The organism is Actinoplanes sp. NPDC048796 (genome assembly GCF_040650035.1).
Lineage (GTDB): Bacteria > Actinomycetota > Actinomycetes > Mycobacteriales > Micromonosporaceae > Actinoplanes.
This window is the reverse complement of sequence record NZ_JBEZGO010000002.1, coordinates 749,501-762,460: the sequence shown is the minus strand read 5'-3', so window position 1 is coordinate 762,460 and position 12,960 is coordinate 749,501. Positions and strand designations below refer to the sequence as shown.

At 67.8% G+C, this 12,960-nt stretch carries 9 protein-coding genes and 1 tRNA gene; all 10 read left to right on the top strand.

What is annotated here, in order from left to right; genetic code table 11:
• Positions 1-61: 61 nt before the first annotated feature.
• Positions 62-134, top strand: a tRNA-Trp gene (locus AB0C26_RS11920).
• A 104-nt stretch (positions 135-238) separates the two neighbouring features.
• Entirely contained in the window at positions 239-604 is a 366-nt protein-coding gene (secE, locus tag AB0C26_RS11915; RefSeq protein ID WP_360245621.1) for a preprotein translocase subunit SecE, read from the top strand.
• A gap of 81 nt (positions 605-685) precedes the next feature.
• On the top strand, positions 686-1,417 hold the full coding sequence (nusG, locus tag AB0C26_RS11910; RefSeq protein WP_360245618.1) for a transcription termination/antitermination protein NusG: 732 nt from the start codon (positions 686-688) through the stop codon (positions 1,415-1,417).
• Positions 1,418-1,481: 64 nt separating this feature from the next.
• Complete coding sequence (rplA, locus tag AB0C26_RS11905) at positions 1,482-2,195, top strand: 50S ribosomal protein L1 (RefSeq protein ID WP_360245615.1); 714 nt, start codon at positions 1,482-1,484, stop codon at positions 2,193-2,195.
• 69 nt (positions 2,196-2,264) lie between these two features.
• The gene (locus AB0C26_RS11900; protein ID WP_360245612.1) at positions 2,265-3,110 is read left to right on the top strand and encodes an ABC transporter ATP-binding protein; all 846 of its coding nucleotides are present in this window, start codon (positions 2,265-2,267) and stop codon (positions 3,108-3,110) included.
• Positions 3,107-3,784: a hypothetical protein gene (locus AB0C26_RS11895; protein ID WP_360245609.1), complete on the top strand. Its 678-nt coding sequence runs from the start codon at positions 3,107-3,109 to the stop codon at positions 3,782-3,784. The genes AB0C26_RS11900 and AB0C26_RS11895 overlap by 4 nt, the downstream gene beginning before the upstream one ends.
• Before the next feature lie 270 nt (positions 3,785-4,054).
• Positions 4,055-4,600 carry a 50S ribosomal protein L10 gene (gene rplJ / locus AB0C26_RS11890; protein ID WP_360245606.1) on the top strand — a complete coding sequence of 182 codons (546 nt, stop codon included), beginning with the start codon at positions 4,055-4,057 and terminating at the stop codon, positions 4,598-4,600.
• Between the two features lie 54 nt (positions 4,601-4,654).
• Positions 4,655-5,041 (top strand): 50S ribosomal protein L7/L12, encoded by a 387-nt coding sequence (gene rplL, locus AB0C26_RS11885; protein WP_360245603.1) that lies wholly within the window; start codon positions 4,655-4,657, stop codon positions 5,039-5,041.
• 466 nt (positions 5,042-5,507) lie between these two features.
• Complete coding sequence (locus AB0C26_RS11880; RefSeq protein WP_360245600.1) at positions 5,508-8,948, top strand: DNA-directed RNA polymerase subunit beta; 3,441 nt, start codon at positions 5,508-5,510, stop codon at positions 8,946-8,948.
• An 87-nt stretch (positions 8,949-9,035) separates the two neighbouring features.
• The gene (locus tag AB0C26_RS11875) at positions 9,036-12,926 is read left to right on the top strand and encodes a DNA-directed RNA polymerase subunit beta' (protein WP_360245597.1); all 3,891 of its coding nucleotides are present in this window, start codon (positions 9,036-9,038) and stop codon (positions 12,924-12,926) included.
• Positions 12,927-12,960: the final 34 nt, after the last annotated feature.

The window sequence follows — 12,960 nt, the reverse complement described above, 5'->3', positions numbered from 1 at the left end:
CAGTGACCCCTCGAACCAGCCTGCCCCGAGCAGGCGAATTCGGGGATCAGCCGTCCCGCGAAGGGGTGTAGCTCAATTGGCAGAGCAGCGGTCTCCAAAACCGCAGGCTGCAGGTTCAAGTCCTGTCACCCCTGCGCAAGCCCTCGAGACGTGCCCGCCCGGTGCGCGGTCCGCACGACGCCGCGCCGGACGCAGCGTGGCGGGGACCCATCACCACCGATGACGGAAGTAGGGCGCCATGGCCGAGAGGAACCGACCCGGTGACGCCGGCGACCCGGCCGACGACGAGGTGTTCGCGGATGCCGTTGACGACGACAAGGACGTCGCGGACGACGACGCCGAGCCGGTAGGCCGCGGCGGAACAGCTGTCGCCGAGCGGACCCCGAAGTCGAAGAAGGAAGCCAGCAGGACCGGCTTCTTCGGCCGTATCGGTGGTTTCTTCCGTGAGGTCGTCAGCGAGCTGCGTAAGGTCATCTGGCCCACGCGCAAGGAACTGCTGACCTACACCACGATCGTCATCGTGTTCGTTGCCGTGATGACCACGATCGTCGGCCTTCTGGACCTCGGCCTGGGCAAGGCCGTCCTCTGGGCGTTCGGCGGCTGATCGCCGCCGGGCCCGGCCCGACGGCCGGCAGGGGCGTGTGCGCCCGCATGAAGACCATGACTTACCTGGAAGTGAGCGAGCGTGCCTGAGTACGACGAGGAGACCGCGGAGTCCGTCGACGAGCAGTCGTCGGTGGCGACGGCGGACGACGACGAGTCGGCCGAGGCCGCCCAGCCCGAGGCCGCGGCGGCGACGCCGGCCGCCGTGGAGCAGGACGAGGACTACGACCCGGTTCAGGAGCTGCGGCAGAAACTGCGGTACGCCCCCGGCGACTGGTACGTGGTGCACTCGTACGCGGGTTACGAGAACAAGGTCAAGACCAACCTCGAGACCCGCATCACGAGCCTCGACATGGAGGACTTCATCTTCCAGGTCGAGGTGCCGACCCGCGAAGAGATCGAAGTCAAGAGCGGCAAGCGCGTTCAGGTCAGCAACAAGGTCTTCCCGGGCTACATCCTGGTCCGCATGGACCTGACCCCCGAGTCGTACTCCTGCGTGCGCAACACGCCGGGTGTGACCGGCTTCGTGGGCGCGACCGACCGGGTCGACCGTCCCGCCCCGCTCTCGCTCGACGAGGTGCTGAAGTGGCTCGCCCCTGCCGTCGAGCAGGAGGAGAAGAAGGCCAAGCCCGAGATCAAGGTCCTCGACTTCGAGGTCGGCGACTCGGTCACGGTCACCGACGGCGCCTTCGCGTCGCTGCCGGCCTCGATCAGCGAAATTAATGCCGACCAGCAGAAGTTGAAGGTTCTGGTCTCCATCTTCGGCCGTGAGACGCCGGTGGAGCTGAACTTCAACCAGGTCACCAAGATCTGACGCAACACAGCAGTCAGTGGGAGGGCTTTCGGTAAAGCCCGCCATCTACCACAGGAGTAAGAACATGCAGCGCAGCAAGGGCTACCGCAAGGCGGCCGAGTCGATCGACGCCAACAAGCTCTACGAGCCGGCCGACGCCATCAAGCTGGCCAAGGACGCGAGCCCGACCAAGTTCGACGCGACCGTCGAGGTCGCGATGCGGCTGGGCGTCGACCCGCGTAAGGCCGACCAGATGGTCCGCGGCACCGTCAACCTGCCGCACGGCACCGGCAAGACCGCTCGGGTGATCGTCTTCGCCCAGGGCGCGAAGGCCGAGGAGGCCGTCGCGGCCGGCGCCGACGAGGTCGGCACGGACGAGCTCGTGGCCCGCATCCAGGGTGGCTGGCTGGACTTCGACGCCGCGATCGCGACGCCGGACCAGATGGCCAAGATCGGCCGTATCGCCCGGATCCTGGGCCCGCGTGGCCTCATGCCGAACCCGAAGACGGGCACGGTCACCATGGACGTGACCAAGGCCGTCAACGAGATCAAGGGCGGCAAGATCACCTTCCGGGTGGACAAGCACTCGAACCTGCACCTGATCATCGGCAAGGCCTCGTTCTCCGAGGACCAGCTGGTGGACAACTACGCCGCGGTGCTCGACGAGATCCTGCGGGCCAAGCCGTCCGCCGCCAAGGGCAAGTACCTCAAGAAGGTCGTCGTCACCACGACGATGGGCCCGGGCGTGCAGATCGACCCGAACGTCGTGAAGAACTTCAAGGCCGGCGCCGAGGCCTGATCGACACAGGTCACCAGGAACGCCCCCGGGGTACACCCCGGGGGCGTTTTCTGTGGGAGGCTTCGGCTCGTGCGTTTCGACGGGGTGTGGTTCCGCTACGGGCGCCGTCTGCCCTGGGCGCTGCGCGCGGTCGACGCCACCGTCGAGCCCGGCCAGACCGTCGTCGTGCTGGGCCGCAACGGCGCCGGCAAGTCGACGCTGCTCCAGCTCGCGGCCGGCGTCCTGCGCCCGGTGCGAGGCGCGGTACGCGACCGTCCGCCGGTCGTCGGCTGGGTGCCCGAGCGCTTCCCGGCCGACCAGCCGTTCACGGCCGGGCAATATCTGCGCCGAATGGCCCGGTTGCGCGGTGTGGCGGAGAGCGCGGCGGGGGAGTGGATCGAGCGCCTGCTGCTCACCGAGCACGCCGGCACCCGCCTCGGCGATCTCTCCAAGGGCACCGCGCAGAAGGTCGGCGTCGCTCAGGCCCTGCTCGCCCGCCCCGGCCTGCTGGTACTCGACGAACCGTGGGAAGGACTCGACGCCGCCGCCCGCACGCTGATCCCCGAGATCGTCGCCGAGGTCACCGCGACCGGCGGCATGGTCCTGGTCAGCGACCACCGCAACGAGATCGCCGGCCTTCCCGGCGCCACCCACTGGACGGTCACCGAGTCGGCCCTGCGTTTCGAGGCCCCGGCGGGCCCGTCCGACGAGGTCGTCATCGAGGTGGCCGTCCGCCGCGCGGAGGCCGACCAGGCGGTGGTCCGGCTGCGTGCCGAGGGTCACCGCGTTCTAGAGGTACGAGACCTCCCCGCACCCCGGCCGCACAGCGGCCCCTCCGGGCCCGACGGGTCCTCCGCGGCCCCGCAGTGGCGAGCCGACTCGTACGCGAAAGACCCCCACATGACAGACCCCCAGACGAACGCCGACCGCCGGTGACCGCGCTCGTCCGTATGCGGCTGGCCGCCTTCGTCCGTGGCGGGCGGGCCCTGGCGCCCCTGATCGCCGTGCTCGTAGTCCTCGGCGTGATCTACGGCGGTGGCTCCTCACCGGCCGCCGTCGCCTACGGCTACTCCGCCGCCGCCCTGTTCCCCGTGCTGGCCTGGCAGTCCAAGCTCGTCCTGGACACCGAGCCCGACGTGCAGCGCCGCCTGGCCCGTACCGCCGTGGGCGCCCGCCGCGAGGCGGCCGCCGGCCTGCTGGCCGCCGTGCTGCTCGCGCTGGCCGTGTGTGCCGCCGCCATGCTCGCCCCGTGGCTCTTCGGCGGCATCGAGACCGAGGGCGCCCTCACCGGCTCGGCCCTCGGCGTCCTGGCCCACCTGCTCGCGGTCGTCCCCGCCGTGGCCGTCGGCGGACTGGCCAGCCGGGCCGTGACCGGCGGCGTCCGCAACGGCGTGGCCGTGCTCGTCGTCGCCGCCGTCCTGGTGGTCGTGCTCGGCCTGCAGGGCTCGATCGCGCCCTGGCTCGTCCCGCCGGTGATGGCCACCGCCCGGGTCCTGAACGACGCCGATCCGCCCCCGGCCGCGACCCTGCTGCTGATCACCGGCTGGGCCGCTCTGTGGTGCGTGGCCGCCCTCGGCGGCTACGGATGGCTCCGCCGATCCAGGGCGTGAGGCCGCCGATTTGGCGCTGGCCGTCTCACCCCGTACAGTTGCTTCTCGAAGTTCCACCCAAAGACCGCTGGTCGCCGCAACCACCGTCGTCACGACGGAAGGTCGCGGTCGAAGGCCCCGCTGAATGCGGGCGGCCCGCGCAGGGGAGAACGGTTCGTGACCGGGTGTTCCATCTGCCCGCTCCGCCCCGTGCGCCCTGCGCCGGGGCGTTTCTCATTCCGCCCCCTCCTTCGTTCCGGCCAGTGGCTCGAGCATTGAGAGAGGAGGGACATGGCGGACAAGCCGGTCCGGGCCGACAAGGCCAGCGCCGTTTCCGAGCTCACGGACGACTTCCGTAACTCGTCGGCCACCGTGCTGACCGAGTACCGCGGTCTCACGGTCAAGCAGCTCACGGAGCTGCGCCGTTCGCTGGGCAAGGACACCAAGTACTCGGTGTCCAAGAACACCCTGGCGAAGCGCGCGGCAACCGACGCGGGCATCGAGGGCCTCGACAACCTGTTTGCCGGTCCTACCGCGCTCGCCTTCATCAGCGGCGACCCGGTCGAGGCGGCCAAGGGCCTTCGTGCCTTCGCCAAGGCCAACCCCGTCCTGAAGATCAAGGGCGGTGTGTTCGAGGGCAAGGCGATCAGCGCTGACGACGTCAACAAGATCGCTGACCTCGAGTCGCGTGAGGTTCTGCTGGCCAAGCTGGCCGGCGCCATGAAGGGCAACCTGTCCAAGGCGGCCGGCCTCTTCCAGGCCCCGCTGTCGCAGGTGGCGCGCCTCGCGGCCGCTCTTCAGGAGAAGCGCGAGAAGGACGGTTCCGCGGAGGCCTGAGCCACCGCGCACCAGCAAGACTTTTTCATCAGTACCTAGGAAAGGTTGCCAGACATGGCGAAGCTCAGCACCGACGAGCTGCTCGACGCGTTCAAGGAAATGACCCTGATCGAGCTCTCCGAGTTCGTGAAGCAGTTCGAGGAGACCTTCGAGGTCACCGCGGCCGCTCCCGTCGCCGTCGCGGCGGCCGGTGGCGGCGGCGCTGCCGCTGCTCCCGTCGAGGAGGAGAAGGACTCGTTCGACGTCGTCCTCGAGGGTGACGGTGGCAAGAAGATCCAGGTCATCAAGGTCGTGCGTGAGCTGACCGGCCTGGGCCTCAAGGAGGCCAAGGACGCCGTCGAGTCCGCCCCCAAGGCGATCCTCGAGGGTGTCAACAAGGAGAAGGCCGACGCCGCCAAGGCGAAGCTCGAGGCCGAGGGCGCCAAGGTCACCCTCAAGTGATCTGACGCTTCACAGTTTCACCTCGTTTCGGCGAGGGCCCTGCTCAAGGGCCCTCGCCGTTCGTGCTTTCGGGCCCGACCCGCTCGGAGGCCCTTGACTGTGTGTCCGCTGACAGGCACGCTGATGGCAGCAAGTTTCCGCGCTTGCGACAGCCACCCCGTGGGTATTCCGGTCTAGCCGGTCCTACGGCCGGCACCGAGGAAGATCGCCGCGTTGAGCGGCCCCGCTTGAAGGCCCTGGCCCAGTCGAGGCGCAGGTCAGAGGCCGCGTGGGCCACGCTCCGCAGGTTTCCTCCGGTGTGGGCTGGACAGCGGTTAGCCGAGCGGCTACACTGCTAGTTTGCGCTGCCTTCTGCCTTGAGCCCTGCCGGAAATTATTTCCTGTGGGCTCGTCAGAGTGCACGCAGACAGTTGCATACCCGCAGCTGCAGCCGCATCAGCAGCACCGGTCCTCGGAAGGACGCATCTTGGCAGCTTCCCGCCCTGCGAAGACCAGCCGTACGTCGAGCGCTTACGCACCCCGCCGTGTCTCTTTCGGCAGGATCACCGAGCAACTAGAGGTCCCCAACCTCCTCGCCCTCCAGACGGAGTCTTTCGACTGGCTGGTCGGGAACGAGGCTTGGCAGGCCCGGTCGACGGACGACCCGCACGCCCAGTCGGGCCTCGCAGAGATCCTCGAAGAGATCAGTCCCATTGAGGACTTCTCCGGCACAATGTCGCTGTCCTTCTCGTCTCCCCGATTCGACGAGGTCAAGGCCTCGATCGAGGAGTGCAAGGAGAAGGATCTGACCTACTGCGCGCCGCTGTTCGTGACCGCGGAGTTCACCAACAACACGACTGGCGAGATCAAGAGCCAGACCGTGTTCATGGGTGACTTCCCGATGATGACCCCCAAGGGGACGTTCGTCATCAACGGCACGGAGCGCGTCGTGGTGAGCCAGCTCGTCCGCTCGCCGGGCGTGTACTTCACCAAGGAGCCGGACAAGACCTCCGACCGCGACCTCTCCAGCGTCAAGGTCATCCCCAGCCGGGGCGCCTGGCTGGAGTTCGACATCGACAAGCGCGACACCGTCGGTGTCCGGATCGACCGCAAGCGCCGGCAGGCCGTCACGGTCCTGCTCAAGGCGATCGGCTGGTCGGCCGACCAGATCCGTGAGCGGTTCGGGTGGTCCGAGCTTCTCATGACCACCCTCGAGAAGGACCACATCGCCGGGCAGGACGAGGCCCTGCTCGACATCTACCGCAAGCTCCGCCCTGGCGAGCCCCCGACGCGGGAGAACGCGCAGACCCTGCTCGACAACCTCTTCTTCAACCCGAAGAGGTACGACGTCGCCAAGGTCGGCCGTTACAAGTTCAACAAGAAGCTCGAGCTCGACCTGCCGATCGACCGCGGGACGCTGACCGAGGAAGACATCGTCAAGACCGTCGAGTACCTCGCCCGGCTGCACGCCGGTGAGGAGGGCTACGAGGCCGACGACATCGACCACTTCGGCAACCGCCGTCTGCGCACGGTTGGCGAGCTCATCCAGAACCAGGTCCGCGTCGGCCTGTCCCGGATGGAGCGCGTCGTCCGCGAGCGCATGACGACCCAGGACGTCGAGGCGATCACGCCGCAGACCCTGATCAACATCCGCCCCGTGGTGGCGGCGATCAAGGAGTTCTTCGGTACGTCGCAGCTGTCGCAGTTCATGGACCAGACCAACCCGCTTGCGGGTCTGACCCACCGTCGCCGCCTGTCGGCGCTCGGCCCGGGTGGTCTGTCGCGTGAGCGCGCCGGCTTCGAGGTCCGTGACGTGCACCCCTCGCACTACGGCCGCATGTGCCCGATCGAGACGCCCGAGGGACCGAACATCGGTCTGATCGGCGCGCTCTCGACGTTCGCGCGGGTCAACCCGTTCGGATTCATCGAGACGCCGTACCGCAAGGTCGAGGAAGGCGTCGTCACCGACGAGGTCCACTACCTCACGGCCGATGAGGAAGACCGGTACATCAAGGCGCAGGCCAACGCCACGCTGCGCAGCGACGGCACCTTCGCCGACGACCGCGTCCTGGTCCGCCGTAAGGGCGGTGAGGTCGACTACGTGCCCGGCACGCAGGTCGACTACATGGACGTGTCGCCGCGGCAGATGACGTCGGTCGCGACCGCGATGATCCCGTTCCTCGAGCACGACGACGCCAACCGCGCCCTCATGGGTGCGAACATGCAGCGTCAGGCGGTGCCGCTGGTCAAGGCCGAGGCCCCGCTGGTCGGTACGGGCATGGAGTACCGCGCCGCGGTCGACGCCGGTGACGTCGTCGTCGCCGAGGTCGGCGGCGTGGTCGAGGACCTGTGCGCCGACTACGTGACGGTCCACCAGGACGACGGCCACCGCCGTACGTACCTGCTGCACAAGTTCCGCCGCTCCAACGCCGGCTCCTGCGTCAACCAGAAGCCGGTCGTGTTCGAGGGTGACCGGGTCGAGGCCGGCCAGGTCATCGCCGACGGCCCGTGCACCGACGAGGGGGAGATGGCCCTCGGCCGCAACCTGCTCGTCGCGTTCATGTGCTGGGAGGGTCACAACTACGAGGACGCGATCATCCTGTCGCAGCGCCTCGTCCAGCAGGACGTCCTCACCTCGATCCACATCGAGGAGCACGAGGTCGACGCCCGTGACACCAAGCTCGGCCCGGAAGAGATCACCCGCGACATCCCGAACGTCAGCGAGGAAATGCTCGCCGACCTCGACGAGCGCGGCATCATCCGGATCGGCGCCGAGGTCGTCCCCGGCGACATCCTGGTCGGCAAGGTCACGCCCAAGGGCGAGACCGAGCTGACCCCCGAGGAGCGCCTGCTCCGCGCGATCTTCGGTGAGAAGGCCCGGGAGGTCCGGGACACCTCGCTGAAGGTGCCGCACGGCGAGACCGGCACGGTCATCGGCGTCCGCACGTTCTCGCGCGAGGACGGCGACGAGCTTCCTCCGGGCGTCAACGAGCTGGTCCGCGTCTACGTGGCCCAGAAGCGCAAGATCCAGGACGGTGACAAGCTCGCCGGCCGGCACGGCAACAAGGGCGTCATCTCCAAGATCCTTCCGGTCGAGGACATGCCGTTCCTCGAGGACGGCACCCCCGTCGACATCGTGCTCAACCCGCTCGGTGTGCCCTCGCGTATGAACATCGGCCAGGTTCTGGAGACCCACCTCGGGTGGATCGCCAAGACCGGCTGGGAGGTCGAGGGCGACGACGCCGAGTGGAAGCGCCAGCTGCGCGCGATCGAGGCGCACGAGTCCCCCAAGGACTCGAACGTCGCGACCCCCGTCTTCGACGGTGCGCAGGAGGAGGAGATCAAGGGTCTTCTCGAGTCGACGCTGGTCAACCGCGACGGTAAGCGGCTGGTCAACGGTGACGGCAAGGCGCAGCTGTTCGACGGCCGCTCCGGCGAGCCGCTGCCGGACCCGATCTCGGTCGGGTACGTGTACATCCTCAAGCTGAACCACCTGGTCGACGACAAGATCCACGCTCGGTCGACCGGCCCGTACTCGATGATCACGCAGCAGCCGCTGGGTGGTAAGGCGCAGTTCGGTGGCCAGCGGTTCGGCGAGATGGAGTGCTGGGCGATGCAGGCCTACGGCGCCGCTTACGCGCTGCAGGAGCTGCTCACCATCAAGTCCGACGACGTGCTCGGCCGCGTGAAGGTCTACGAGGCCATCGTCAAGGGCGAGAACATCCCGGAGCCGGGAATCCCGGAGTCGTTCAAGGTGCTGCTCAAGGAGCTGCAGTCGCTGTGCCTGAATGTTGAGGTGCTTTCCAGCGACGGCGTGGCTCTCGAGATGCGCGAGACCGACGACGAGGTCTTCCGGGCCGCGGAGGAACTCGGTATCGACCTGTCCCGGCGCCCGAACGAGGGCGTCAGCAGCGTCGAAGAGATCTGACGGAAGCGTCCCCCGCTCCTTTGAGGGCGGGGGACGCCACCGCCGGCCTGGAATCCATTCGAGCAAGAAATACGAGGGATAGACCAAGTGCTCGACGTCAACTTCTTCGACGAGTTGCGCATCGGCCTGGCCACCGCTGACGACATCCGGCAGTGGTCGCACGGCGAGGTCAAGAAGCCCGAGACGATCAACTACCGCACGCTCAAGCCCGAGAAGGACGGACTCTTCTGCGAGAAGATCTTCGGTCCTCAGCGGGACTGGGAGTGCTACTGCGGAAAGTACAAGCGGGTCCGGTTCAAGGGCATCATCTGTGAGCGCTGCGGCGTCGAGGTGACCCGGTCCAAGGTCCGCCGTGAGCGCATGGGCCACATCGAGCTGGCCGCCTCGGTCACGCACATCTGGTACTTCAAGGGTGTGCCGAGCCGGTTGGGCTACCTGCTCGACCTGGCGCCGAAGGACCTCGAGAAGATCATCTACTTCGCCTCCTACGTGATCACGAGCGTTGACGCCGAGGCGCGTCACCGCGACATGTCCACGATCGAGAACGAGATCTTCGCCGAGAAGCGCCAGTCCGAGAACGGCCGCGACTCCGAGATCGAGAAGCGGGCCGCCAAGCTGGAGCAGGACCTGGCCGAGCTCGAGGCCGAGGGTGCCAAGGCGGACGTGCGCCGCAAGGTCAAGGAAGCCGGCGAGCGCGAGATGCGCCAGATCCGGGACAAGGCGCAGCGCGAGATCGACCGTCTCGACGAGGTGCTCGACACCTTCCGCAAGCTCGACTCGAAGCAGCTGGTCACCGACGAGCTGCTCTACCGCGAGCTGCGGGACCGCTTCGGTGAGTACTTCACCGGCGGCATGGGTGCCGAGGCGATCAAGGCGCTGCTCGAGAACATGGACCTGGACGCCGAGGCCGAGAACCTGCGGGAGATCATCCGCACCGGTAAGGGCCAGCGGAAGATCCGTGCGCTCAAGCGCCTCAAGGTCGTCGCCGCGTTCCTGAACACCACCAACAAGCCGCTCGGCATGGTGCTGGACTGCGTCCCGGTCATCCCGCCGGACCTGCGCCCGATGGTGCAGCTCGACGGTGGCCGCTTCGCGACCTCCGACCTCAACGACCTGTACCGCCGGGTCATCAACCGGAACAACCGGTTGAAGCGCCTGATCGACCTGGGTGCGCCCGAGATCATCGTGAACAACGAGAAGCGGATGCTGCAGGAGGCCGTCGACGCGCTGTTCGACAACGGCCGCCGCGGCCGGCCGGTCACCGGCCCGGGTAACCGCCCGCTGAAGTCGCTGTCCGACATGCTCAAGGGCAAGCAGGGTCGTTTCCGCCAGAACCTGCTGGGCAAGCGCGTCGACTACTCCGGCCGTTCGGTCATCGTCGTCGGCCCGCGGCTCAAGCTGCACCAGTGCGGTCTGCCCAAGCAGATGGCCCTGGAGCTGTTCAAGCCGTTCGTGATGAAGCGCCTGGTCGACCTGAACCACGCGCAGAACATCAAGTCGGCCAAGCGGATGGTCGAGCGTCAGCGCCCGGTCGTGTGGGACGTCCTCGAAGAGGTCATCAGCGAGCACCCGGTGCTGCTGAACCGCGCGCCGACCCTGCACCGCCTCGGCATCCAGGCCTTCGAGCCCCAGCTGGTCGAGGGCAAGGCGATCCAGATCCACCCGCTCGTCTGTACGGCGTTCAACGCCGACTTCGACGGTGACCAGATGGCGGTGCACGTGCCGCTGTCGGCCGAGGCGCAGGCCGAGGCCCGGATCCTGATGCTGTCGTCGAACAACATCCTCAAGCCGGCCGACGGCAAGCCGGTCACCATGCCCACCCAGGACATGGTCATCGGCCTGTACCACCTGACCCACGAGACGCCCGGCAACAAGGGCGAGGGACGGGTGTTCAGCTCGGACGCCGAGGCGCGGATGGCGTACGACAACGGCGAGCTGCACCTGCAGGCGCCGGTCAAGATCCGACTCCAGGGCGTCATCGGTGTCGACAACGGCGCCAAGGGCGCCAAGTGGGAGGCTCCGGAGGACTGGACCGAGGGCGAGCCGCTCCTGGTCGAGACCACCCTGGGCCGGGTCATCTTCAACGAGACGCTGCCCCCGGGCTACCGCTTCGTGAACTACGAGATCCGCAAGGGTCAGCTGTCGGCGATCGTCAACGACCTCGCCGAGCGCTTCCCCAAGGTCGCCCTGGCCGCGACCCTGGACGCGCTCAAGGAGGCCGGCTTCCACTGGGCCACCTGGTCCGGTGTGACGATCGGCATGGGCGACGTCATCGGCCCCCCGCGCAAGCCGGAGATCCTGCAGCGCTACCAGGTCGAGGCGGACCGGATCGACAAGCAGTACCAGCGTGGTCTGATGACCGCCGAGGAGCGTCGCGGCGAGCTCATCGAGATCTGGACGAAGGCGACCAACGAGATCTCCAAGGAGATGGAGAACTCGCTGCCGCACGAGAACCCGCTCTGGGTCATGATCAACTCGGGCGCCCGCGGTAACCTGCTGCAGCTGCGGCAGATCGCCGCGATCCGCGGCCTGGTGGCCAACCCCAAGGGTGAGATCATCCCGCGGCCGATCACCTCGTCGTACCGCGAGGGCCTGACCGTGCTGGAGTACTTCATCTCCACGCACGGTGCCCGTAAGGGTCTGGCCGACACCGCGCTGCGTACCGCCGACTCGGGTTACCTGACCCGTCGTCTGGTGGACGTCTCGCAGGACGTGATCATCCGCGAGGAGGACTGCGGCACCGACCGCGCGATCCCGATGCAGGTGGCCGACCGCGAGGCGGACGGCACGCTGGTCGTGCACGTGCACGCCGAGACCGGTGTCCACGCTCGTACGCTGGCCGACGACATCGACGACGCCCAGGGCAACCGGGTGGTGTCGCGTGGCGACGACCTGAACTCGATCCTGGTCGACAAGCTCGTCGCCGCCGGCGTCGAGAACGTCCGGGTGCGCAGCGTCCTGACCTGCGAGTCGAAGCTCGGTGTGTGTGCGGCCTGCTACGGCCGTTCGCTGCCGACCGGCAAGTCGGTCGACATCGGCGAGGCCGTCGGCATCATCGCGGCCCAGTCCATCGGTGAGCCCGGTACGCAGCTGACGATGCGTACCTTCCACACCGGTGGTGTCGCGGGTGAGGACATCACCCAGGGTCTGCCGCGTGTCCAGGAGATCTTCGAGGCCCGCGTTCCCAAGGGCAAGGCGCCCATCGCCGACACCCCGGGACGCATCCGCATCGAGGACGGCGAGCGGTCGCGCAAGATCATCGTGGTGCCGGACGACGGCAGCGACGAGATCGTGTACGACAAGATCTCGAAGCGCGTGAAGCTGCGCGCGCACGACGGCGACCACGTCGGCGTCGGCGAGAAGCTCACCGAGGGCACCATCGACCCGCACGAGCTGCTGCGCATCATGGGCCCGCGCGCGGTCCAGGTCCACCTGACCCAGGAGGTCCAGGAGGTCTACCGCTCGCAGGGTGTGCTCATCCACGACAAGCACATCGAGATCATCATCCGCCAGATGCTCAAGCGGGTGACGGTCATCGACTCGGGTGCCGCGGAGTTCCTCCCCGGTGTCCTGGTCGACCGGGCGCTCTTCGAGTCGGAGAACCGCCGGATCGTGGGCGAGGGTGGCGAGCCCGCCGCCGGTCGCCCGGTGCTGATGGGTATCACCAAGGCCTCGCTGGCCACCGACTCCTGGCTCTCGGCCGCCTCCTTCCAGGAGACGACCCGGGTGCTGACCGACGCGGCGATCAACTCGCGCAGCGACTCGCTCGTCGGCCTCAAGGAGAACGTGATCATCGGTAAGCTCATCCCGGCCGGTACGGGCATCAGCAAGTACCGCAACATCCGGGTCGAGCCGACCGAGGAGGCCAAGGCCAAGGTGTACTCGATGACCGGGTACCCCGAGACCGACTACGGCTTCGGGCCGGCCAGCGGGCAGGCTGTGCCGCTGGACGACTTCGACTTCGGGTCGTACCGCTAAGGGTCTCTGAACGCCTGAAGGGCGGTCGCGCACT

Bases quoted from the DNA above. Each gene is read 5' to 3' on its own strand.
- rplA (WP_360245615.1), top strand. From the start codon at position 1,482: ATGCAGCGCAGCAAGGGCTACCGCAAGGCGGCCGAGTCGATCGACGCC.
- rplJ (WP_360245606.1), top strand. From the start codon at position 4,055: ATGGCGGACAAGCCGGTCCGGGCCGACAAGGCCAGCGCCGTTTCCGAG.
- rplL (WP_360245603.1), top strand. From the start codon at position 4,655: ATGGCGAAGCTCAGCACCGACGAGCTGCTCGACGCGTTCAAGGAAATG.
- secE (WP_360245621.1), top strand. From the start codon at position 239: ATGGCCGAGAGGAACCGACCCGGTGACGCCGGCGACCCGGCCGACGAC.